This is a genomic window from Parabacteroides sp. AF18-52 (genome assembly GCF_003479145.1).
In the GTDB taxonomy this organism is placed as follows: Bacteria; Bacteroidota; Bacteroidia; order Bacteroidales; family Tannerellaceae; genus Parabacteroides; species Parabacteroides faecis.
Window position 1 is genome coordinate 554904 of sequence record NZ_QUGR01000001.1, and the last position, 25022, is coordinate 579925.

A 25022-nucleotide genomic window follows, 5' to 3' on the forward strand; every position below is an offset into this window, starting at 1 on the left:
GGACGGAGGTTTCTTATTACCTCTGTTCGTATCAACAACGAAAGGAGGCAATAATGAGATCGTTTCTTTATTGTGAAGCCGGCTTTGTGGAAAAAGACAAGTGGCTTCCCGACTGCTGGGTAAATGTAGAATGCCCTACCCCTGAAGATATCCAATACCTTTTAAACCAGTTTCACGTACCCCAATCATTCCTGAGCGATATCGAAGATACCGACGAACGTCCGCGTATCGAGTATGAAGGGAACTGGTTGCTGACGATCCTGCGTATCCCGGTACAGAGCACCGAAAGCGGTATTCCTTTTACAACTGTCCCGATCGGCATCATCACGAATAACGAGATCATTATCTCCGTCTGTTATCATAAGACTGAGTTATTGCCCGATTTCATTCGTTACAGCCGGCGCAAAGAGCTCGTCGTACGTCATAAATACGACCTGATCCTGCGACTGATCCATTCGTCTGCCGTCTGGTTCCTGAAATATCTGAAACAGATCAACAACGAAGTGGCACGTGCCGAAAAAGCGCTGGAGAAAAGTATCCGTAACGAAGACCTGCTGCGGTTGATGAAGCTGGAGAAAAGTATGGTTTATTTCAATACGTCCATCCGTGGAAATGAAGTGATGCTCTCGAAGCTGCAAAGTATTTTCCAGGAGCCGATGTATATGGATGCCGAACTGGTGGAAGATGTGGAAACCGAGTTGAAGCAGGCGCATCTCACAGTGAACATCTACAGCGATATCCTTACCGGAACGATGGATGCCTTCGCCTCCATCATCTCCAACAATGTGAACACCATCATGAAACGCATGACCTCCATATCGATCATCCTGATGGTTCCGACACTGATAGCCAGCTTCTACGGGATGAATGTGATCAACTATGTAGAAGAACTACCGCACGGATTTGTCGTGATCGTACTCTTTTCCATCACCTTGTCGGCACTGGCATTCTTCATCTTCAGGAGGATCAAGTGGTTCTGATACATCTCCATCACAGATAAGATTAGGGGCTGCAGTAAGATATATACTACAGCCCCGTTTCATTTGTTTGACAGAAAAAGATATTTAATGCTCCTTTGCCACATATATGCAAAGGAGAGAACATACGGCACAGACAACAAAGACGATCCCCGTCGAATGCATCAGGTTTCCCATGCCGACCAAAGGAGAAACAACCCCGCCAAAAGCGAAAGAAACCGATCCCAGCAATGCAGACGCACTCCCCGAATACATCCGTCCCTTATCCATAGCCAGTGTTGTAGAAGAAGTGAAACAAAGCCCCAACGAAAAAAGAATGCAAAGCATAAACACCTCATACACCCAGAAACTGCATCCGGCAAACAAAGCAACCATCTCACACACGGAAAAGACCAGTAACCCGATACTCCCGGCAAGCGTCCCGTTCTCCACCCGCTTAAATTTCACGGCCAACGCAGCAGCTATCACCACCGCCAGCGCATTAACCCCGAAACAGATACTGAAATCGAGCGGTGTAAACCCATAATGTTCCTGCATAATGAACGGTGCAGAAGCAATATTGGCAAAGAGTGCAGCCTGGGCGAACCCAAGCTGCAACATGTACCCCATGTAAGGACGGTTTCCAAATAAAGGTTTGAAGTTCCGGAAAGCATGTAGAAAACTGGATGAAACACGCCTTTCACGGGGTAATGACTCCTGATAATAAAAAGCTGCGAATAAAATCAGCATGCCGATCAACAGCAAAACGCCGAAAATACCTTTCCAACCGGCTATCCCCGTCATTGCACCACCAACGACCGGTGCGAGTACGGGTGCCACCCCATTGATCGAACCGATAACCGCCAACATCTTCGCCAGTTCATGCCCCTCGAACATATCCGTAGAAACAGAACGCGAAATAACAATCCCTCCTGACGCAGCAATGCCTTGCAGTAACCGGAAAGCAACGAACTGATATATATCGGATGAATATATACACCAGAAAGTAGCTACGATAAAGAGCAGAAGCGACCACAACAACACGATCTTCCGCCCGTATTTATCGCTCAAAGGACCAAAAAACAACTGCCCAACTGCCAACCCGATCATACAGGATGTCAGACTCAGCTGCACCATCGACGAAGAAGTTCCGAACCATTCGGCCATCGACGGAAAAGACGGCAGATACATATCGGTAGCGAACGGCCCGAAAGCCGTCAGCATACCGAGGAATAATAACAAGAAAACTTTATAGTTTATTCTATTTTGAACCAGGACTCTCATTCGCAACCTCCTCCCAACGCATTATATAGACTAACAACAGATTGGAACTGTGAAAAACGATCGGAAACCACATTCAGACGGGCACTCAACAGCGACTGCCGTGCGGTAAGCAACTCCAGATAAGTTGCATTCCCCGTCCGGTACAGCGATTCGGATGTTTGTACCGTACGTTCCAACTCTTTGCATTGCCGTTGATGGCTGTCGAGTGTCCGCTTCACCGATTCTACGGCATACAGCGCATTATTCACCTCCTGCCCGGCATCCAGCAAAGCCTGTTTATAATTAAGCTGTGCGATCTGTTCTTCATCTTTCGATACACGAAGATTCGAGATCAGCTTCCCCCTATTGAATATAGGCTGTGTCAGCGAACCGATAGCCGATAGTATCCATCCGCCGGGATTTGTCACTACCTGCCCCAACGAATTGGTCCAGCCCACACTTCCCGTCAGTGTCAGATTCGGATAAAAGGCAGCCCGAGACTGGTTCGTGGCATAGTAAGCATTCGCCAGTTCCATTTCTGCCTGTACCACATCCGGACGTTTGGACAACAAGCGGAGAGGAACACCGGCATTAACCTCCTCCGGCAAGGTCTGTTCCGCCAGCGTACTCCGGGAGATGGATTGCGAAGTCATCCCTAACAGCGTACAAAGCGTATTCTCTGCCTCACGCTGCTGTCTCAATAAGTCATTATGAGTAGCTTCCAGCTCATACAGACTGGCACGCGCCTGTGTTACGGCATTCTCCGTCTCCTCGCCTACCCGTAGCTTTGCCTCCATAGTCCGCACCTGCTCATTCCAGATATCGAGCGTAGACTGGCTGATCCCGATCTGCTCATCCAACATCAACAAAGAATAGTAATTGTTGGCGACAGTCGCGATCAGTTCCGAACGAACCGCCTGCCGGTAAGCCTCCTGCTGTAAAAGAGTGGCCTGTGTCCCCTTCTTCGCATTACGCAGGCTACCGAACAGGTCGACTTCCCAACTGGCCTGCAAAGGCAACTCATACGTTTTCACACTCTTCGCCCCGTCCGTACGGCTGATAGTCCCTTGCGGCGACAAGGTCAGCGACGGAAGGAAAGAAAGACGGGCAGCCATCAACTGGGCCTTCGCCTCATCTACCCGCAGGAAAGCAACCTGCATATCCGTATTGTTCTCCAATCCGTAACGGATCAGGTTTTGCAATAACGAATCCTGAAACATCTCTTCCCAGGGAAGATCCCCCAGCGTCAGGGAATCTTCCCCGACAGCCGGGTTATCACGGTACAGGCTGTCGACCGGCAGATTGTCCGGCCGGTGATAATTCCGGTAAACCGAACAACTGCTCAGCAAAGCCGTACATATTATAATACTATATATGATCTTTTTCATTTTCTATCTTCTTTTCGTTTACCCATCACCCGCTCTTCAATATATTGGAATACGATAAAGAAAGCAGGCGTCACAAATAATAAAGCAACGGTTCCGATAACCATCCCTCCGACCGTTCCCACACCCAGCGAACGGTTACCATTGGCCCCCACACCCGAAGCAACCATCAGTGGCAACAAACCGAACACCATCGTCAACGCCGTCATAAGGATCGGACGCAGGCGGACAGAAGCTGCAGCCATCGCCGCCTGTGTCAGCGACATACCGGCCTGACGGCGTTCCGTAGCATATTCCGTCAACAGAATAGCCGTCTTTGAAAGTAATCCGATCAGCATGATCAACCCCGTTTGCAGATAAATATTATTCTCTATCCCCCACATCCGGGCAAACAGGAAACTACCCATCAAGCCGAAAGGAACGGATAAGATGACAGCCATCGGAATAAACAAACTCTCATACAGGGCACAAAGTATCAGGTAAATGAACAGGATACATACCCCGTAAATAATCACCGTATCATGCGAGTTCGCCATCTGTTCCTCTTCCCGCGTCATACCGGAAAATTCATAACCATAACCGGTCGGCAATGTCTGGGCAGCCACTTCCGATACCGCATTGATCACATCACCCGAACTATATCCTTCGGCAGGCATCCCCTGTACATTGATGGATGAAAACATATTGAACCGTGTCAGCGACTCCGCCCCGTATGTCTTGGTCAGTTTTACGAACTGGCTTACCGGAGCCATCCCATCGGTCGTCTTCACAAAGATATTGTTCAACGACTGCATATCTTTACGGTAATCGGACGGTGCCTGTACGATCACCCGGTATATCTTCGTAAAACGGTTGAAGTTAGAGGCATAAATACTCCCGAAATACCCGGACAACACCGACAATACCTGATCGGTCGATGTCCCTGCACGCTGGCATTGTGCCTCGTCTACATCCACCCGGTACTGCGGGAAGTTCTCACTGAAAGAGGTATAAGCCATCTGTACCTCCGGACGTTTATTCAGTGCTTCCAGAAAATCATTGGTCACATTGCTCAACGCCTCGATCCCTTTTCCCGAACGATCCTGCAGATAAAGCTCGAAACTGTTTCCCGTACCATATCCGGAAATCATCGGCGGGGAAAAGACAAATAGTTTCGCATTCTTGATATGTGCCGTACGTTTATAGATCTCGGCGGAAACAGCATCCACACTGTTCTCTTCACCCTGACGTTCATCCCAATGTTTCAGCTTGATGATAAACATTCCGTGCGAAGCCCCGCTCCCCGATCCCATACCGAAACCGGCTACCTTATTGAAATTGTCTATCTGGGGCAGATCCTTCAACTCTTTTTCCACCTCGTCCATGATACTAGCCGTTTCCGCCAGCGTACTTCCGGCAGGCGCATCCAGGCTGACAAAGATAGAACCTGTATCTTCCGAAGGAACCAACCCCGTCTTGGTAGTACTCATCAGATAAAAAAGTGCAACGACAGCAATCCCCCAGGCACCCCAGGCCATCCATTTCCGCTTAACGAAGAACTTAACGCCACTCTTATATTTAAGAACCAGTTGTTTGAAAGCCGAATCGAAAGCCAAACGGAAACGGGTGGAAAACTCCGGCTTCTTACCATCCACCAGTATCTCGTTCGGTCGCAGGATCAGTGCACAGAGTGCCGGTGAAAGCGTCAACGCATTGATAGCCGAAATACCTACGGCAACGGCCATGGTTATACCGAACTGGGTATAAAACACCCCGGAAGTCCCTCCCATAAAAGAAACAGGGATAAACACCGCCATAAAGACCAGTGTAGAAGTAACGATTGCAGAAGAGATGCCGCTCATCGCATCCACCGACGCTTTGTAAGGCGAACGATACCCTTCATCGAACCGCACCTGCACCGCTTCCACCACGATAATGGCATCGTCCACAATCGTACCGATGGCAAGAACCAGCGCAAACAAGGTCAGCAAGTTAATGGTAAATCCCGCAATATACAGGACGGCAAACGTACCGATCAGCGACACGAAGATACTGATGGTAGGGATCAGCGTAGAACGCGGATTTTGCAAAAAGACATACACCACCAGCACCACTAGGATAATCGCCTCCAGCAAGGTCTTTATCACCTCGTTGATGGAAGCGTCGAGGAAGTTCTTGGTACTCATCAGTTCCACCACTTCCACATCTTCCGGCAAGCTTCCTTTCAGTTCTTCCAGATACTTATCTATTTCCTGGATGATTTCATTCGCATTCGTACCGGCGGTCTGGTTGATCATACAGGTACTTCCCGGCGCACCGTTCACCGTACCGGTATAGGAATAGCTTTGCGCCCCCAGCTCCACCGTGGCAATATCTTTCAGGCGAAGTACACGCCCGTCGTCATAAGCACGGATCACGATCTCCTCGAACTCCTGCTCCTTTTCCAACCGTCCGCGATATTTCAGCGTATATTGATAGACATTCTTGGAGTCCTCGCCGATAGCCCCCGTGGAGGCTTCTATATTCTGGCTGGAAAGTGCTGTTTCCACATCACTCGGTTCCAGTTCGTACTGCGCCATCACATCCGGCTTCAACCAGATACGCATCGCATAGTCCCCTCCCATCACATTCACTTCACCGACACCGGAGATACGTTGTATCTGGGGTTTCACATTAATGCTCAGGTAATTGGTCAGGAAGGTCTCGTCGTATGTACCGTTCGGACTGTACAAACCGAAAATCTTCAGCATACTGCTCTGCCGCTTCATCGTTGTCACACCGACTTTGGTCACCTCTGCCGGTAACAGCGATGTGGCGGTAGATACTTTATTCTGTACATTCACGGCAGCCATATCCGCATCGCTACCCTGCTTAAAATAAACCGTGATCTCCGCGCTACCGGTATTGCTGGCGGTAGAAGTCATATAGGTCATATTCTCCACCCCGTTGATCGCCTCTTCCAACGGGACGATCACACTCTTCTGTACCGCTTCCGCATTAGCTCCGCTATAAGTGGTAGACACACGGATCGTAGGCGGTGCGATGTCCGGATACTGTTCCACAGACAAAGCATACAGCCCGATCAATCCGGCCACCGTGATAACAACCGAAATAACCATCGATAAAATCGGCCGGTCTATAAATTGTTGTAGTTTCATAGTCAGTTCTCCTCTGTTTTAGTACCCGACACGACTGTACCGTCTTTCAACAAACCGGCACCTTCCGATACGATCACGTCACCGGCCTTCAGTCCGTCCTCCACAATATACTCTTTACCGTCATTGACCTCAAATACCCGGATAGGTGTAGACACCGCTTTACCGTCCACCACCTTATAAGCGAAAATACGGTTCTGTATCTCGTAAGTACCGCCCTGAGGAATCACGATACATTCCTCCCGGTCATAAGGCACGATCACATTGGCCGAACCTCCGCTCATCAGACGCTTTCCCTCATTGCCGAATACCGCACGCATACTGACAGTCCCGGTCGTCTTGTCTATAATCCCGCTGATCACATCCACTTTTCCCTTTTGCTCATAGACCGTTCCGTCATTCAGCTCCAGAGAAACTTCCGGGAACGACTCCAACGCCTTATCCAGCGAACCATATTGGGCGGTCAGTGAAAGAACCTGTTTTTCCGTCAGCGAAAAATAAACATACATATCCGAATTGTCCGATACACGGATCAAGGGATCAGTCATCGAAGCACTCACCAGCGCCCCGATACGGTAAGAGGTCATACCGGCAAACCCATCCACCGGACTCTTCACCAGCGTATAAGACAAATTATTCTCCGCATCCCGTTTTTCCGCCTGTGCCTGAAGTAAAGCAGCCTTGGCACTCTTATAAGAATTTTGTGCCGTACGGAGTTCGAAATCGGAAATCACACGATCCTCATACAGCAACTGTTTTCCTTCCAGCGTCTGTTTGGCAGTTGCCTCATTCGCCTCTGCCGTAGCCACAGCCGCTTCCGCCTTCTGCAAGGCGGCTTCATAGGGAACCTGATCGATCACGAACAATACTTGTCCCTTTTGGACATGTGCCCCTTCTTCTACACACACCTGTGTGATCGTTCCTGAGACCTGCGGACGAACTTCCACATCCTGCTTTCCTTCTATCACTGCCGAATATTTGACAGACAACTGCCTGTTCTCCGGCTTCAAGGTCAATAAAGGGTAATTTTCACCTTCAACCTGTTGTTGCTCCTGTTGTTTACAAGCCACAAACAGCAGCAAACCTAAACCAATCGTAATAACACTTCTTGCCTTCATTTTCTTGCATTTGTTTTTCTCGAAGGCAAAAATAGAAGCTATCCTACAAGCGTCATTTGTACAATCCGCTCTCATATTTGTCCATTTTGCCCATCATTATAGATTATTAGCAAAACGTTTGTCTATTTAGCGCATAGATTTGCTCATTTTAGACATGATATAATTACATTCGCGAAAAAAACAGCCATGAATCCACTAAGCCTGGAAGAACTATTCCCGATGTTTCCGCCTGCCTGTGTTTTAACCGACAGGGTGTTATTGGTTCCTTCATCCGAATTCGGACGATTAAAGGAGCATTATATCGAACGTACCCGTGCCTTCATCCTGGTATGCAAAGGTTGTCTGGTACTGCAACTCAATGGAAGACGCTACGAAATGAGGGAACATACACTCCTGGATATGCTGGACGGGATCACCATCCAGATACTCAATACCAGCACGGATATAAGAGCTTACTGCCTGTTCATCAACTACAAGTTTGCCAGTGAATCCCTGAAGAACCTGAAGCCCGGACCACTGACTTATATGTTGGACATCATGGACGCTCCCATCCTCTCTTTCTCTCCCGAAGAGAACCATATTCTGGAAAACCAAATGCTTCTGCTCCAAAACTGTCTCCGGAATACAGACAACTATTACCGGACAGAGCTGGCCAGGACTTACTTCAAAAGTTTAATGCTGGAGTTGGGTAACCTGCTTTTCAAACACAGGGCACCAGCAGATGAAACCCCTTCCACGATCGAAAAGAAAGAACTGGTCATGCTGGATTTCATGAAACTGGTATGGCAGCACTTCAAGACAGAGCACAATGTGGATTTCTATGCCGACAAACTCTGTATCTCGACCAAACACCTCTCACGAATCATCAAAGACCAGATGGGAAAGACACCTCATGCCGTCATCTCCGAAGAAATCTTCCACATGGCTATGACCCTATTGGAAGACGACAGAATCCCGGTTCGCCAGATCGCAGAGATACTGCATTTTTCAGACCAGGCGGCTTTTTGTAAATTCTTCAAAAAATACAAGGACATATCACCGATGGCCTATAGAAAAAAAATAGCCACGGAATAAACCGTGGCTACCTGGCCTGTTTTCATAGAAACAATCACTGTCTCCTGAACAACAATATATACTTATTTAAGGGTTGCGCCTCCGTCTCCTCCCTGATTCCGGACAATCCAGGGTAACACATTAAAATCCATTTTCAGATAAGCTTCATATTCATCCGGTTTTTCCGGATCGATCTCCGGAGTTCCCGTGCCGAGTCCAGAGATATTGGTCACCAGCAAACGATAAATATTGTTGCGTACGATCGCAAACTCCATGACTCCCATCTCATTCTCCTTATTATTATCCAGATGTCTGATCCAGTAATTGTAATAGCAATAATAGCTCGCCACTTCCGGATCTTTCCGGTAACGTTTCACAAACACTTTTGCCAGTTCTTCATCGGTCGATCCTTCCGTAATACCATCCAGTTTGAATCCGGCATCTTTCATTGCCTGGATACTGGTATAAAATTTATAATTCGCATAATAGATAACATCAGGTCTCGCATCGGTCGTCTCCTTATTCTCTCCCCAAAGAGTCTCAGGTGTAAAACTGGCCTTAAACCGCACTCCGGTGGAATAAGCATTCAACTGGTTCGTTTTAAACATACAGTTTTCAAGACAGTAAAAACCATGGTACGAATTAACCGGTACAGACTGCCAGTTTTCAGCAACCGTCTTCAATGGATAAGCATAATATCCGTCCGTATTATCGAAATCGGTAGCCCCATCTATCGTTTTCGAGAAGAAATAAGGATCGATCACATACCCGTTAACAGGATTTATCTCCCCGAAATTTCCGTTTGTAATGGTATAGGAAGAAGGAGCCCGGTTTGCAGCCAGGACTGCCGTATGACGGAAAGTGTAAAACCAACGGCTTAAGTTGATATACTGGAATCCGGACAGGCTGATGGAAACATATTTATCGCCATCGCCGGTCGTCAGATCGTATTTCTCTTTCGACTGTCCGACCAATACCTTAGCCATAGCCCGCTCCAGATTTATAGTTATAATAGTAGGATCTTCCGACGGTAAAATCTCACGTACAGTCACTTTCAAATTCGAATCCGTAGTACCCTCATACAAACCGCTATTGTCGGCACGCCCTGACATCAATAAAGTACCGTCCTCGGTCAAAACCCCGAAGCCGTCTTTATAAGTGGATCTGTCCACCAGGTTGATAAACTCATTCTCCGTATTGAAAGAACCTGTCACATCCCCGTTGGCAACCGTAAAAATATCATACGTACCCGGATCTATCAAAACCCTGTTAGCCGTGTACTTTACGATATGTTCACTCTGGTTTCCGGAAGAAGCATTTTCCGAAACCTGTGGTCCTGCCGTACGGGTTATATTCTCCAACGAGATCTTTTTATATAAAGCCTTCGTATCCGAATTGAACAGATAAACGGTAAGCGACTTTACATTATACTCATTGGCAGTACCGGTTTTATAAATACCCGAAGTTTCCGCCTCGCCGGCTTTGGTCGTAGAACTGTTAGGAACAACAAAAGCGAACCGGACATTTCCTTCTCCCTCGTCCACAAAGCCGGAATTATCTTCCGGTAATACATCTGCATCGTTAATACATCCCGACAAGCCCAATACCAGGCATAACAGTCCTGCTGATTTTACAAAAAAGTTGTTTTTCATATGATAAAAGCACTTAGTAAATAATTATACATTCAATGACGTTTATTATTCTCAAAAAATACGGCCAAATTCATACCGGCCTCTTCCGATCCTTCCGCTTTTGCCGCTTTCAGCAAACGAATGCCTTCATACAGATTCCCGGTCATCAACTCATACACCCCTTTGCAATTTTTATAAGCCAGGGTTTCATGGGGTGCCATCCGCAGATACTCCCCGGCTGCCTGCCAGTTGCCCTGCTCGATAGCAGCCGCTGCTGCATTCAGATTGGCTACCGGATGAGCCGGGTAAATCCTTACACTCGTTTCTATTATCTGATAAAATTTCCCCGGTTCATTTTTATAGCTCAACGCCACCATATACAACTCGCGTAAAGAAAGCATCTGGGGATTCATTTCCGCCACCACCCTGGCCTCTTCCAGGTTAAAATTCAGTTCTTTCTGATTCCGTACATCGGTCGCATCACTTTCCGGAGAAATGTATGAAGCCTTTAACCCGGATACTTCCGAAACCTTCGGCGAAAGCGTAACATCATTGGTTACAGCAACTCTCTTTACCTCCGGTGACCTACCCGATTCTTTCAGACCGATCGTTTCCTGGACAATTTCCCCGGAAGAAGCCAGCCTGTTTACCTTCAAAAACAGTTCCGGCATACGCATCCAATTTTCGGAAGCAACAGAAGTATTATAGATCACTTCACAAGGGTATTCTCCCGACAGCTCCCTGACAAGAAAATATTTCTCCCCTTCAATACCTTTTCGTTTATTCAATACACGGTTCCGTTCATATATGCGATGTCTTTTTTTACCGTTCAGCAAGACAGGCGCAAGTTCTTTCTCCTGCCTGTTCTCTTTTATCACCGGAATAATGGTAAGTGATTCGTCAGATGTGAAATCATGGGTATTGACAATACATTTCACCGATACCATCAACGAATCACCTTTCACAAAACATGACTGCGATTTTATCTCCACATCAATATCCTTTGCGTATAAGGAGTTGCAAATAAAAAATAAGCTCAACAACACGAGCGGATTGATTTTCATATTTATTGTTTTTTTATTGTATAAAGTAAATTAGAGATATGCCTATTTGTGTCGGTCCCACATAATTGGTATGCGCCTTTTCTATGCGAGGCGTTCCTTTTTCCTGCCTGTATTTATCATAACTCAGATAAGCATACCCCAAAGCAATACTAGCTTCCAGGTTCCATAGCGGACTTATCATCCATTGGTATCCGTAAGAAATTCCGGCACCGACCAGATTTCCCTGAAAACGATAATCTGACAATATTCCTCCCCAATTAAAACGCGCATAATGGGCCTGTATACCTACAAAACTTCCCTGAAAAACTTCACCAAACCATCTTCTGAACTCCGGTTGTATAAGCAGATGTTTCATCTTCTTGTTATCAGCAAAAGTCCACGGGTTATAACTGATAATAGAACTGAACGAATAGGCATCTTTACATTTTATTTCTCCCCCGATATTCAAAGACGACGTCAAATCATAAAGTACATTTGTTTTCACTGCTATATTCTGACAGTTCAATTTAGATAAAGAACTGATAATCATTATTATAAAAATCAGACTCTTAGGACTATAAAGCCTGATAAACACCTTACGATACATTATCATAATAACACCAAAAACAATTATATAATTACTTTTATATCGCATATCAGACATTATAACAAACTATTAATACTATATTGAATTATTCTATTTTCATTTTAATAAAAAAATAATGACTAAAATAAACGAACGTTTTTTCTAGTCATTATTCCGAGACGAAAATTCAAGATAATATGATTATTGCAACTTCTTGAAGAACCACATATATCTCTCTGTAATTCAGTAAAATAAAAAGATAAAAAACGCTTTGTTTTTCATTTAATATAAAATATATTTGCATCAAATAAATGACTAGAAAAAACGTTCGTTTATTTTAGTCATTACATCGGATCTTTATGAATTCAGCATAAAAAAACTCTGTATTTTCCGACTTTAATTGAAATAATATCGGAAAATACAGAGTTAAATATTCAACCGGACGAAAGCTTAAAGCAGCTATTCTTCCTCTTTATTCAGTTTTCTGACCAGGTCATCCGCAGCACGAAATTTCACGGTACTTCTGGGTGCAAGCATCAGGGGTTCCATTGTTTGCGTATTCCTGACCGGACGAGGTTTCTGAAACATCGGAGAAAAAACCCCAAGGCCCCCTATCCTTACTTTATTTTCTGATTTCACTTCTTCAAATACAGTATTAATAAATGTATTCAAAACATTCCGTACAGCACTTTGCGTATACCCCGTCTTTTCTGCGATAGAGTATATCAATTCTCTTTTGTTCATCATATTTTTACAGTTTTAAATTTTTTGTTCTTCCAACGATCCGCTGTTCCAAAGCGAATCGTTATTATTAAATAGTTTGTAGATTTGTTTCATCTGACTTCCCGACAAGTAGAGTTTTTTCAGGCCTTTTTCATAATCGGCCAGCCGGTGAAAATCCGACCCCACATAATCATAATATTCTTTATTCAACAAAATCCGGGCAACCGACCGGGCTTGCTTTCCATACAGTCCGGCCAACGAGAACAAATTCAACTGAAACTTATATCCTTTGTCTTTCAGAAAATAATAATCATCCTGCGTCATATACTGATACAGTTCCGGATGAGCGATAACAGGCCTATACCCTTCCAGCATAAGATCGAATAAAAAAGTCAGGAATTTCTCGGGTGCCGATAAGCGGGAAGTCTCCACCAATATCTGCTTACCGGGGAAAGTCAATACTTTTCCCCTCTTACGGGCATCAAAACCATTATCCAGCATATATTCGGCAGCCAGACATAATTCAATATCCGCAGGGCAACACTCTTTCAGAATGGAATATTTTGCCTGTAAAAGTTCTAACGAATTATTCGTACATTCTTCCGCAATATGAGGAGTAAGGAAGATTCGCTTTACCCCTACCTCCCTCATCCTATCCAATGCAGCCATCGAGTCCATTAAGGACTCCGCTCCCCCGTCCACATTGGGAAGCAGATGTGCATGCACATCCGTCATTCCCTCAAGCAATGTGGTATAAAGAATATTTCTCTTCGGTATAATCCAGGTCAACATAACGGAAACTATTTTGATTTTTTCTTTTCATTCCCGTAACCGTAGCCATAACCATAGCCGTATCCGTAACCATAGCCGTAACCATAGCCCGAATGGTTATAGCGTACGCCGTTCAGGATCAAACTCATATTCCTGAACTTATCCTGTTTATACAGCTTCTCCAGTTCCGGAAGCTGGCGGCGGTCCATCAAACCGGCACGCAGGATATAAATGGTCAGGTCAGCTACGCGATTCACAATAGCCGCATCGGCAACCAGACCAGCAGGCACATTATCCAGAATGATATAGTCATACCGTTTCTTCAGCTCTTCGATCAAAGTATCCAAACGGGTACTCAACAAAAGCTCGGAAGGATTGGGAGGAACAGGGCCCGTATGGATAATATCCAGATTCTTCGCAATTTCCTCTTTTCCTATGATTACATCTACATCATCCACTTTTCCAGATAAATAGTTTGTAACTCCCATGTTAGTGCTAGCACTAACATGGCTGCTAAGGGTACCCTTACGAATATCGAGATCGATCAGTATCACCTTTTTGCTGGTCAAAGCAAAGCTCATCGCCAGGTTCATCGACACAAATGTCTTACCGGCATTCGGATTGAAAGAAGTAAACATCACCACTTTCATATCCTTTGCTTTCACACGCATGAAATCCATATTCGTACGAACAATGCGGAACGCCTCCGAAATACTGTCGCGCCCGTTTTCACGCACGACTATTTCATCTTTATTCTTCTTGTCACGCAAAGGGATCTCTCCCAGGAACGGAATCGATACGGCATCTTCCACATCTTTACGTGTACGCACGGTTGTATTCATAACTATCCGCAGCCAGATAATACCTGCCGGAATAGCCAACCCCAATACCATAGCCGCCAGTAAAATCATCATCGACTTGGGAGCCACCGGACTCCGGCTACCCTGGGCAGCATCGATCACACGGGCATTACTTTCCGTGATCGCCTGCGATAAGGCATTCTCTTCCCGCTTATTCAGCAGGTAGAGATACAGCTCTTCCTTGATCTTCTGCTGGCGTTCGACCGACAGCACATACTTCTGTTGTGTCGGTACAGCCGAGATACGGCGTGTCGTTTGTACCTCCCGCTCCTTGATATTCTTTATCTTGATATTCAGACCGACAATCAGGTTGTCAACCGCCCGGATTATGGTCTGTTTCATCGCATTCAGCGAATTGTTCAGATCCATAACCACCGGGTTCTTATTACTACTGTTGCTGATCAGTTTGTCACGTTTCAGCAACAGGTTGTTGTACTCGCTGATCTGTCCCTCGATATTCACATCCGCGATGCCGGTATTAGCCGGTATCAGGTCGGCACTTTTATGAGGGTCCGTGAGGTAATCGCGTATATATTTGGCAAGCGTCCTCTGGTTTTCCAACCCCAGTCCTTCTTTACTGTACTGACTGCTTTCCTGCAGGTACATGCCTGTCTCGGAGCTGATATCCGTTAACCGGTTTTCCCGTTTATACGTTTCGATATCGGCATCCACGCTTCCCAACTCCTTTTCAATAATGATCAGACGCTCATTGATGAAATTGGATGTATTCACCGTTACCTGGTTCTTGTCGTTTATCGCATCCTCATTGTAAACAGCGATCAACATATTCAGGATATCCTCCGCACGCGGGATAGACACATCCTGCAAGGTCAGGTTAATGATCGTAGCCGTTTTACTGGCTAATACCACTTGCAGGGCATTGCTGTAATTCAATGCGACATCTTCCCGGTTCTTCTTCCCGACAACGACAGACTTTCCGAAATATTTATCCGAATAATACAAGGTCGGAGTTACCACCAGCTTGCCGGCAGGCGTTGCCACCGTATCGTTCAGCACGACCTTCTGCATTTTCCCCTCGGCCATAGAGAAATCCGACAGCAGCACTTCTTTTTCCGACAAAGGCGTCACTACCAATGAAAACGCCTGCGTCGCCTCCGCCTCCGGGAACTGTACGGCTACAGGCGACTGCGTATACAACTCAACCGTACGCAACCCGTCCTTCTCCGTATAGCTGACATCCAGATTCAGACGCTCGGAAACAATATTCATCAAACGTTTCGATTTGAAAACCAACACCTCGTTATCCACGTTGCTTTTTACATTGAACATATTCAGTTCTTCAAAAGCCGCCGATTCACTAAGACCACCCCCTTTGGTATTATCCTTGATCAGCACGGAAGCCGTACGTGTATACACCTTCGGCGCCCATTTCAGATACAGGAACGCCACCCCGCAACAAAACAGGGTGGACAACAGGAACCAGTACCAATTAGCCAGGACTATATGGAAAAGGTCGTTCAGATTCAGTTCGTTTTCTTTTTCACGTAAATAAGTAGTTTCTTGTTCAGAATTCATTAGATTATCCGATTATTTAAAGATTAATACCGCGATCGTCGTCAGCAACGATATGACAGAAACCCAGACTCCGATCGAGTTATTCTGGTTAATGCTGCTCTGACCTGATTTCGCTTTATTCGGTTCTACATAGACAATATCGTTCTGTTGCAGGTAATAGCAGGGAGAATTAAAAATATCAGCCGACCGAAGATCATGGAAAAGGATCGTACGTTTCCCGTTATTTTCACGGATAACACCTACCCGGTCGCGACGGCCGTAGATAGTCAGGTCGCCTGCCATACTCAATGCTTCCAGCAATGTGATACGGTCGCCGGAGATAGTGAAACTACCCGGACGGCCCACTTCGCCCATCACCGAAACCTTAAAGTTCAGGAACTGTACCGTTACGATCGGATCTTTGATCAGGTCGCCTTCGATCAGCTTGCTCTTTACCAGCTCCGTCAACTGCATGCGAGTCAACCCTTCCACATGGATCTTCCCCAGGATCGGAAAATCTATATCTCCGTTCGTATCCACCAGATAACCTAAAACACGTTGCTGTCCGCCATTATTCGATCCCAACTGATAAGTCACCATCGGCATATTAAAAGGCAACGCCAGCTCCGGATCACGGCTGTTTACCATGATAGCCAGCAGGTCGTCGCTATGAATAATCACTTCATATTTCTGTTCGATCTCCTGCTGTTTCAATGGGATAACATCCTGTAGATAGATAATTTTCTTGGTTGAAGTGCAGGCGGAAAAAAACACCGCCATACACATCACCAGATAAGTCACATATTTTATCTTCATACTTTTCTTCTTTTCCGGATATTTACTCGCCTGAACCACCGGAATGACTTCCATGACTCGCCCCTTTCTCAGTTGTCACTACCAGGTCGACTCCCTCATATTTCACAACCGGAATGGTCAGCGCTACAGTCTGTCCTCCGAATACGACCGGAAAACCAAATACCGTAGTAGTGGTCTTTTCAATCATGGAAACAGTCGCTTTCATATCCCCGCTTACTCTGGCATCACGTTTCAATGTCATCTCACCGACACTCTGAGTTCCTCCCAGCAATGAAGCCAATGAACTTTCGACAGCACCGGATAAAGCTGTAACATCACTATCACTCAAGCCTGCCAATTGTTTCTTCAGCAGATCGCTCGTAGTTCCGTCGATCTTCCAACCCAAGTGGAATGTCACATCGATCGCCTGTTCTTTTGAATCCATATTTCCCAGATTATCAATCACAACCGATGCCAGATCTTCAGTTTTAGATGTTCCCTTTTGTGATGAACAAGGCACTCCGAACGAGTGATTTGAAAATCCGTCGATCGTGGTCATATAATATCCATTTCCATTGTACCCGGCAGTACCGGTTTCATTCCACACGCCGTTCTTCTCCACATAATGCCTTACATCAGCAAAATAAACGCTGTTACTTGCCGGATTCTTCATCCGCAGAATAACAGGCTTCTCAAAAGTCTGACCGTCCGGTTCACAACTAACAGTAGAGAGGCTGGCACGAACGGTACCTGCCTGAGACTTTTTAGCACCTTCCTTATAAGCCGTCACAGTTATATCCGTTGCCGTTTTAACCGCACCGGCCGGAAATTCCAGTTCCACCATTTGCCGTTTAGCCTCTATCACTGTACTTCCGGCATCCGGAGTAACGGTAACAGGCTGATTTTTTTCCTCCAGTTCCTGCACCAGCGATACGACACTCTGTTTCTTGGCATCAGACGGGAAACTGGCTTCTGCCGTAACGGTCACATAGCCGCTCTTCTCAAAAGTGACAACGTAATCATTTTTCGATGTCATCTCCAACTGGAAAGTACCGTCGGCGGCCGTCGTTGCTTCCGAGTTCGCTGCAGTTACTTTTACACCCTCCAAAGCATTATTTCCAGCCATCACTTTTCCGGCAATGTAATAGACCTCCGCATCCAACGGATTTTCCACAATGACGGGAGTCGGTTCATCTTTCTTACAGGAGCTAAGTCCTACACCTACTGTTGCAGCAAGACATATAGCCATGCCCGCAACCAAATGCTTGTTCATTTTCATTTTGTCTTCTTTTTTGTTAAAAAAATATTTCTTGATATTATTTGGATTGTTCTGCCAGGATCACCAGGTTATCCTTGATAAAGTCAGGATTGTAGTAAGTGCGGTTTCTGTTTTCATCCGGACGTGTCTCGTAAGAACGTCCCAGCCTGCGTGAAGTATACCGGGGCCCCGACTGCGCTTCATACTGCCAGTCAAAATATTCCGGCAAACGCACCCGGACAGCCCGGTGCTTGCTACGTTTTTTCCGGGGCAGAGGAATAGCAAAGTGAAATCCTCCGTTCACCTCCCCTTCGGAATACATGGCAAACAAACCGACTGTTATCTCTCCGAAATGACGGCTGCAATCACCACGCACTCCATAATCGCCATAGATATACCGATGCGCCGATAAGTCGAACTGCAAATTATAATACGGCTCGTTATAGCGCACCAATACCGAGCCGTTTACCCGTCTCCATTGTGTCACCTCCCATCTACCGCCGTAAAAAGTGGATGCTCCCGTCAAGCCGCCGCTCAAGCCGAAAGCCCAACGGTCGGAATTTGTATGATACAACAGGTTCAGGTCCACTCCGATCCGGTCCTGATTAAAATTGCCTACACTCAATGTCGCAAACACATTTTTCGGTAACCGTATTTCCTGACGTACCACCAGCATCCCTGCACGGATATAATCCATTTCTCCTACCAGATTATTCCAGACCGGAAATATCACCTGCCCGGTAAAAGAGGCACCTTTCCATAAACCGATCTCTACAGCCGGTGCTATATCGAGTACGGCTCCGTATATTTTATCCAGCCAGGAATTTTGCAATCTGACCTGGGGATACAATACCAGATCCACTTTCCCTGCCGAACGGTTTACCGCTTTCGTCCCTTTCAAAGCCTTCATTACCTCATCCGTATCGTAACTTATCGCCAGTCCCTTCATCACGGCCGCCAGTGACAAACGCCCCTGCCGGTAAGCAGAGACAAACTCCCGGTCCAGCGACACCCTGATTTGAGGAATTCCGTTTTCCAATACGGCCAGTTGTATGTTTTCATCTGCAATATCCGGTTCATCCAATAAAGTCCGGATCACCTCAAACAATCCGCGATAAGTACCCCGGTAAACATTATCCTCATAAGCAATACACACCCCACCAGCCTGCACCGCCACTTTTACGTTTTCCATCCCCAGGTCGACAAGCGCCTCCTTTACTGTCGCCTTTCCTTTCCAACCAAACAGACTGCCCAGGAGAAATAAAAAAAGTATACGATATATCTTCGACATCCGACTGTAACGATTTAAGTCATTTCCAGCATCTGAACTCATACCGTATCCCGGCAGAGAGAGCTTTGAAATCATAGCAGAAAGCGTGTAGGGATAAATGATTGAAAAAACGTGCGGCAGCCCCTACACTCACTGCCTCCGTATCATATTCGACCATCAGTACGACAGGTTTCAGAAAAGCCGGACGATAGCTTACTCCTCCAAAAACGCCCTTATGGTAAGCATCTTTACGGAACGGGATATTACCTCCCAAAGAAAGCCCCAGATCATGGCCGCCGAATAACAGATGTTTCGTTCCAACAACATATACGGACGAGAAAAAACGGTTGCCTTTGACTTTCGCAAACATATTCAGTTCGCTGCTCGTAAAGGCATCATTCGATCCCAGAACGATTGCCGGATGCCACTTCCCCTCTTTCAGGGGGCGAAGACGCAATGAGACGGAACGGTCCTGCTGCCATTTATTCCCGTTTTCAAATTCTCCGTGAAGTAAAGTACAACGGTATGCAACCTCCAGGAACGGCAGGAAAGTCATATTGACAAAATAGTTTCCGGTATCATAGTCCCAGTAGCCGGGTGTCATCGCTTCGGGCAGGAAATTAGCTCCTCCCATAAAAGTTCCGTCTGCTTGCATATCCGCAGTCGGAATCGTCTGCAATCCGGTCATGCCCAGCGAATACTGGGCATTCAATGACGAAGCGACCGGTAACATGCAGACCACAAAAAAGAATTTCAAAAAATAGTTCATTTGATTTATCTGTCGACAGATATTTCTTTCATCCTAAAATCAGGGTTCGCCCAGAACTTCCACAATATACCCCACCTGGCGCGGTGTCAGAATGCGTTGCGTACGGTTCCATCCCGTCTTTCCCAGGCTACGGAGTAATCCGGCATTTGCCGTCACCCATACCTTCAACCGGCGTGAGGCTGCCGCAGGAGTCAGATCCGGACTATACAATATCCCCAGTTCCATCCAGGTAAAACTGCGGTTCTTCCACATCCTTTCCTCCTCATCTTCCCCGGCGGTCTTTATCCTGCTTTTTCTATCGTCCTTCTTCATACCCACCTCCAGTCCATCGTGGCCGGACGTCTCTCCCTCTGCGACAGACCGGTCAGGTAAGCCATTCCGACATTCAGGCAACGAAGTGCCTCCATCCGTTTCGCCGTGTCGGTGATGGCAGACAACAGCAGTATCCCTTCCCGGATACGTCCCAGCAATAAAGCCTCTTCCGAAGAGGTTCCCTGCATGAGTCTTTCCCGCAGATACCTTGTAAACCTTTCTTTTCCCCAAAGCCTGAACAACGAGTCCGGGTCTTGCCCTTCCGGCAGTTCCATCCTATACACCCGGATATCTTGCATCCCCAGCTGGCAAACCGCCTTTTCAGCAGCCTTTCTTCCTGCTGCGTCCGCATCCAGCATCACGACCACCCGCGAGGTGTATTTCTTCAACAAGGCAATATGCCCGTCACACAAAGCCGTTCCGCAAAGCGCCACCGTATTCCTGAATCCGGCTGCGTGCATCGCCAGCACATCTTTGTATCCTTCCACCAGAATGGCAAACTGTTTTTCACGAATCATTTTCCGGGCCATATCCAAGCCGTAAAGTAGCTCGTTTTTACGATAGAGTCCGCTGGTCGGCGAGTTGATATATTTAGGGATATCCGGATTTTCGGTCAGACGGCGTGCTCCGAACCCGACCAACTGCCCCTCCTCATTCCGGATGGGAAACACCAGCCGGTTACGCATTGCCTTCCATTCTTCAGGAACCATCGCCGGTGAAGTCCCAACCCCGAAATCGAGCCAGGTCGGTGTCAGGTCCGAATCCCCTGAAGCGGCAGGAAGGAGAGACGAAAGAAACTGAAGATTTTTTTCAATTGAAATTTGAGAATCGAGATTTGAAAATTTGTCTGTTTCACATACCGGCTTTGTCAATTTGACTTCGGGTTTGACCTCAGATTTCACTTTCGACTTTCCATTTTCAATTTTCAATTTATCAATTGCCTCTCCGAACGATATCCCTTCTATCTTCTGTAAAAAACTGATTACGTCCCCTTTCTCTCCACAGGCAAAACAGATGAAACACTGCTTCTCCGGATTTACCGCCAAAGAAGGGTGACGATCTTTATGGAACGGGCAACACCCCAACAGGCTTCTCCCCTTCTGCGTCAGCTGTACATACCGCCCGATGATTTCTTCGATCGGCGGTGCAGACTGTTTTATATTGTTTATTTCCCGTTGCGTCATGATGCAGAAGTATTACGATAGTTCGTGATCTTCGTATAAGATTCGTTGTAACGGTAACGGGCAATTCCTGTTGCCCCGTTCCTGTTTTTCACGATATAAAGTTTGCCTACTCCCACCAGGCTCTCCCCTGTCCGTTCGTCCCGTATAATCCCATGCTTTTCCGGACGATAGACAAAAATTACACAATCCGCCACCTGCTCGATCGTACCCGAATCCCTCAGGTCGCTCATCACCGGGACATGTGCCTTATCCGGTCTCGTCTCGCAGGCACGGTTCATCTGCGAAACAAGCAAAACCGGACAATCAGCCTCCAGTGACAGCTGTTTCAAGGCAGTCACATTACGTCCTACCACCTGATCCAGTGTTTCATTCTTCTGGCGGACCGACGACAACAGATGCAGATAATCGATCACCACCAGGTCGCACTCGCCCGCCTTACTCTTCAGCATCACCTTGGCTCGGATATCGCCGACCGTACAGCAAGGCGTGTAATCGATATACAACGGTAGCTTATCCAACTTCTTTCCTGCTTCCGCCAGCATCTCCAGTTCCTGCTGCGTCAATCCGGAAATACGCAGATGATCGGCATCCACATCGGTCATGCCAGCCAGGATACGGTTCAGCAGTTGCAAGTCAGACATTTCCAGGCTGAACAGGCAGACATGCTTTCCGGCACGTGCCGCATTGACAGCGATATGAAGTGCCACCGCCGTTTTCCCGTCGCTGGGACGGCCGCCCAAAACGATCACCTCCCCACGATGCAAACCGCCCGTGACATAATCAAGTTCCTCCATCCCGCTCAATATCCGGGTGACATCTTCGGAAGCATTCATCCGTTTCCGGTGCCATTCCACAGCCTTTGCCGACAGTTCTCCCACCGTCTGCATCGGTTCCCCGTCGGCCGTATTCCGCCGGATATCCATCAACGACTGTTCCGCCTCCGCGATCAGCTCGTCGGGTACGGCATCGAACTGCCCCGATTTAAAATTCAGCATAACGAACAATTGTCCCAGCAGACGCAGTTTATACCGGCGTTTCACCTCATCGGCATACAGGCTTACATTCTCTCCGGTACGGACATTCAGCATGGCCGGGAGGATGAAAGAAAGCCCGTTCAATTCTTTCCACTGTGCCTCGTCCTGGCGACGCATTTCAGTTTCGACCGTCATCATATCCGGCCGCACACCCCGGTTATACAAATCCATGATAACCCCGTAAACAAAGCTCAGCGACTTATCTTCAAACATCTCTTTACGCAAGGAAGAAGCTACCAGCATCGGAGCTTCCGCCGAGGTCAGCAGGCAACAGATCAACGTTTTCTCGACATCCATCATACGTCACTCCTTTCCTGTCGGTTACCGGCATCCTGCATGCTGCGTCCCCCCATTTTCCGCTCGATATCGGCCAATGTGCAAGACGGCTCAGATTCCCGTTGCTGCGTGTCCGTTTCCAATTCGTAACCGGAAAAATAGTCGTAGCCGCAAATACCGATACGTGTTCCTCCGGTCACGGCATTGATTACGATCAGATGATCAATAGCCAGTAATTTCAAATAATAGCCGACCGACCCGATACTGATACAAGTCAATTCCGACAATTCATGATAGGTTCCCATATACTCCCCCCGGCGGCAAATATGCCGGTACTTTCCTAAAATCACCGTCCCGTCGACATAAAAAGCTCTGATAATCAAAGTGACGTACATTTTTGCCAGATCGCGTTCTTTTTTTATCGGACAAGTTAATTTGTTCAAGATCTTTCTCGGCAACCTGATAAAAGCCTTTCCCAGTAACGTTGCAACCTGGGCATAGTTTCTCTGCTCTCTGTTCATTGTGTTTGGTTTAACTAAAATTAGTATTTGCGTCCTTATGTGCGCTCTATTCGCAAAAACAATTGAATAACATCAGATCATATCAGGTTTATATTTGCTCTCTATTTAGCTTTTATGCGTTCCTCTTTAATATAAAAAGAAGTATTTCTTATATAAAGATTTTATAATAGGAGGTTTTTCAATTTTTTTTCAGAATAAGACCGTTCTCCAACGCTTTAAAACAAAGGTACACAGTGCTTTTCTGATATAAAAAACTGTTTTTCACGTATTTATTACAACCCAACAGACTATACATCAACAGGTTAGTTATTAAAAATTCCGTTCTTTCTCTTCGGTTCGAGCTTCATTTCCCGTCTTATCTGGTCATGTATATGCAGATAATCCTCATGTGCATTCTTCAGAATGCTGCAGATGTACGATTTTTCAAAGTCGGTTTGAAAGATCATGTAGATATAATCCGCCAGTTCCTCATACGAACAATCACCGAACATCCCGCTTCTGACCATCCCCGACAAATATTCGATAAACAACTTCGGTTCCTTCACCCTGATCCGTTCCAGGTCGAGGGGACCGGTATCGTAATGGCAGTAACTGTATATCACCTTGCGGTACTGTTTGAAAAACGACCTGGCCAGGTCGTCCCATGTCCTTTTCTCCCTGATCTTCGGGTCTCCCAGCAAAAATGCCAGTAAAAAGATATCCGGTATCTCATTTTCCTGTTCATCGATCGATTTTTTCAGCAAAGGGAATGACAGATGTTTACCCGCTATTCCTCGTATCCTTTTTTTAAAAGGCTGATTCCTTTTTGTAGATCTTGTCTGTTAAATAAATCCATAAGTCTATACTTTTTTATGTCTCCGTATAGTCTGTCCGGATTGTAAAACATATACCTTTTGTCTTCAAAACATATATGTTTTAACAACGAAACATACCTGTTTTGAATGTAAATATTTAACTGTTTTTATCTGACCCTATCTGTCTCTACCGGCATCTATCTGTCTGCGTGTTTTCGGGCTGCCGTACCTTTGTAATGTTATCGATAACCAACAATTAATTTCAAGTATCAACCCTAATTTTTAAAATCTATGCCATTAAAGTACAGACTTGTCAAACGCAAAGACATGAGTAAAGATGCAGCAGAAGGAGCCGAGCTCTACTATGCTCAGACCAGCATCAGTAAAAAGGTCGATCTGAACCGCATCTGCAGCCGCATCAGCAAATACAGTACCGCCAGCCGTGGCGATATCCTGCTGGTCCTGGACGGTTTGATCACCGTCATGAACGAATCCCTTGCCGACGGCGAATCGATCCATCTGGGCGATTTCGGTAGTTTCCGTATGGTTGCCGGCAGCAAAGGTTCCAGCACCGAAAAGGATTTCAATTCTTCGTTGTTCAATCGTGCTCATATCGTATTTTATCCGGGCACCATGCTGATGGATATTGTCCGCGACGCTTCTTACGAGAAGTGGGTCATTCCGGGCAGCGATTCAGGCTCCGGTTCAGGTTCGGGCGGCGGTAGCGACCGTCCGGAGATTGAGTAAAAGAATCAACCAATTTACCAATGT

At 46.5% G+C, this 25022-nt stretch carries 22 protein-coding genes; 3 read left to right on the forward strand and 19 right to left on the reverse strand.

The genetic code is table 11. The features are described 5' to 3' along the window. The first annotated feature begins 53 nt into the window (after window positions 1-53). A complete protein-coding gene (locus DWX23_RS02300; RefSeq protein WP_075557303.1) occupies window positions 54-980 on the forward strand; it encodes a magnesium transporter CorA family protein in 927 nt (308 codons plus the stop codon). A gap of 84 nt (window positions 981-1064) precedes the next feature. Here the strand turns inward: DWX23_RS02300 and DWX23_RS02305 are convergent, their stop codons facing one another. From DWX23_RS02305 to DWX23_RS02320, 4 genes are read right to left on the reverse strand one after another with little or no spacing between them, the layout of a single operon-like run. After that, on the reverse strand, window positions 1065-2240 hold the full coding sequence (locus tag DWX23_RS02305; RefSeq protein ID WP_122373245.1) for a multidrug effflux MFS transporter: 1176 nt from the start codon (window positions 2238-2240) through the stop codon (window positions 1065-1067). Next, window positions 2237-3607 (reverse strand): efflux transporter outer membrane subunit, encoded by a 1371-nt coding sequence (locus tag DWX23_RS02310; RefSeq protein WP_122373246.1) that lies wholly within the window; start codon window positions 3605-3607, stop codon window positions 2237-2239. The genes DWX23_RS02305 and DWX23_RS02310 overlap by 4 nt, the downstream gene beginning before the upstream one ends. Then, the gene (locus DWX23_RS02315; RefSeq protein WP_075557300.1) at window positions 3604-6741 is read right to left on the reverse strand and encodes an efflux RND transporter permease subunit; all 3138 of its coding nucleotides are present in this window, start codon (window positions 6739-6741) and stop codon (window positions 3604-3606) included. The genes DWX23_RS02310 and DWX23_RS02315 overlap by 4 nt, the downstream gene beginning before the upstream one ends. A gap of 2 nt (window positions 6742-6743) precedes the next feature. Next, window positions 6744-7856 (reverse strand): efflux RND transporter periplasmic adaptor subunit, encoded by a 1113-nt coding sequence (locus DWX23_RS02320; RefSeq protein ID WP_122373247.1) that lies wholly within the window; start codon window positions 7854-7856, stop codon window positions 6744-6746. 186 nt (window positions 7857-8042) lie between these two features. Here DWX23_RS02320 and DWX23_RS02325 point away from each other — a divergent pair, with 186 nt between their 5' ends. Next, on the forward strand, window positions 8043-8930 hold the full coding sequence (locus tag DWX23_RS02325) for an AraC family transcriptional regulator (protein WP_122373248.1): 888 nt from the start codon (window positions 8043-8045) through the stop codon (window positions 8928-8930). Window positions 8931-8992: 62 nt separating this feature from the next. On the opposite strand, the gene DWX23_RS02330 is transcribed toward DWX23_RS02325, so the two are convergent. From DWX23_RS02330 to DWX23_RS02400, 15 genes are all read right to left on the reverse strand, one after another. Then, a complete protein-coding gene (locus DWX23_RS02330; protein ID WP_122373249.1) occupies window positions 8993-10561 on the reverse strand; it encodes an Mfa1 family fimbria major subunit in 1569 nt (522 codons plus the stop codon). 32 nt (window positions 10562-10593) lie between these two features. Beyond that, window positions 10594-11604, reverse strand: coding sequence for a DUF3868 domain-containing protein (locus DWX23_RS02335; protein ID WP_122373250.1), 1011 nt, complete (start codon window positions 11602-11604; stop codon window positions 10594-10596). A 13-nt stretch (window positions 11605-11617) separates the two neighbouring features. Next, window positions 11618-12133 (reverse strand): DUF3575 domain-containing protein, encoded by a 516-nt coding sequence (locus DWX23_RS02340; RefSeq protein ID WP_233587467.1) that lies wholly within the window; start codon window positions 12131-12133, stop codon window positions 11618-11620. A gap of 495 nt (window positions 12134-12628) precedes the next feature. Beyond that, complete coding sequence (locus tag DWX23_RS02345; protein ID WP_122373251.1) at window positions 12629-12916, reverse strand: HU family DNA-binding protein; 288 nt, start codon at window positions 12914-12916, stop codon at window positions 12629-12631. Between the two features lie 12 nt (window positions 12917-12928). Beyond that, the gene (locus DWX23_RS02350) at window positions 12929-13684 is read right to left on the reverse strand and encodes a tyrosine-protein phosphatase (RefSeq protein WP_122351308.1); all 756 of its coding nucleotides are present in this window, start codon (window positions 13682-13684) and stop codon (window positions 12929-12931) included. Between the two features lie 8 nt (window positions 13685-13692). Then, entirely contained in the window at window positions 13693-16059 is a 2367-nt protein-coding gene (locus DWX23_RS02355; protein ID WP_122373252.1) for a polysaccharide biosynthesis tyrosine autokinase, read from the reverse strand. A gap of 12 nt (window positions 16060-16071) precedes the next feature. Further along, window positions 16072-16824 (reverse strand): polysaccharide biosynthesis/export family protein, encoded by a 753-nt coding sequence (locus DWX23_RS02360; RefSeq protein WP_370449231.1) that lies wholly within the window; start codon window positions 16822-16824, stop codon window positions 16072-16074. 52 nt (window positions 16825-16876) lie between these two features. Next, complete coding sequence (locus DWX23_RS02365) at window positions 16877-18112, reverse strand: carboxypeptidase-like regulatory domain-containing protein (RefSeq protein ID WP_122373253.1); 1236 nt, start codon at window positions 18110-18112, stop codon at window positions 16877-16879. Window positions 18113-18149: 37 nt separating this feature from the next. Further along, entirely contained in the window at window positions 18150-19382 is a 1233-nt protein-coding gene (locus tag DWX23_RS02370; RefSeq protein ID WP_233587468.1) for a YjbH domain-containing protein, read from the reverse strand. Window positions 19383-19401: 19 nt separating this feature from the next. Further along, complete coding sequence (locus tag DWX23_RS02375) at window positions 19402-20130, reverse strand: YjbH domain-containing protein (RefSeq protein WP_122373255.1); 729 nt, start codon at window positions 20128-20130, stop codon at window positions 19402-19404. A gap of 39 nt (window positions 20131-20169) precedes the next feature. Next, window positions 20170-20442, reverse strand: coding sequence for a DUF4248 domain-containing protein (locus DWX23_RS02380; protein ID WP_122351313.1), 273 nt, complete (start codon window positions 20440-20442; stop codon window positions 20170-20172). After that, on the reverse strand, window positions 20439-21626 hold the full coding sequence (locus tag DWX23_RS02385; protein WP_122373256.1) for a DNA primase: 1188 nt from the start codon (window positions 21624-21626) through the stop codon (window positions 20439-20441). Before DWX23_RS02385 ends, DWX23_RS02380 begins: the two co-directional genes overlap by 4 nt. Beyond that, on the reverse strand, window positions 21623-22960 hold the full coding sequence (locus DWX23_RS02390; protein WP_122373257.1) for a DnaB-like helicase C-terminal domain-containing protein: 1338 nt from the start codon (window positions 22958-22960) through the stop codon (window positions 21623-21625). The genes DWX23_RS02385 and DWX23_RS02390 overlap by 4 nt, the downstream gene beginning before the upstream one ends. Further along, window positions 22957-23457 (reverse strand): hypothetical protein, encoded by a 501-nt coding sequence (locus DWX23_RS02395; protein WP_122373258.1) that lies wholly within the window; start codon window positions 23455-23457, stop codon window positions 22957-22959. The genes DWX23_RS02390 and DWX23_RS02395 overlap by 4 nt, the downstream gene beginning before the upstream one ends. A gap of 302 nt (window positions 23458-23759) precedes the next feature. After that, entirely contained in the window at window positions 23760-24200 is a 441-nt protein-coding gene (locus tag DWX23_RS02400; protein WP_122373259.1) for a hypothetical protein, read from the reverse strand. A 342-nt stretch (window positions 24201-24542) separates the two neighbouring features. On the opposite strand from DWX23_RS02400, the gene DWX23_RS02405 reads away from it, so the two are divergent. After that, on the forward strand, window positions 24543-24998 hold the full coding sequence (locus tag DWX23_RS02405; RefSeq protein ID WP_122351318.1) for an HU family DNA-binding protein: 456 nt from the start codon (window positions 24543-24545) through the stop codon (window positions 24996-24998). Window positions 24999-25022 lie beyond the last annotated feature (24 nt).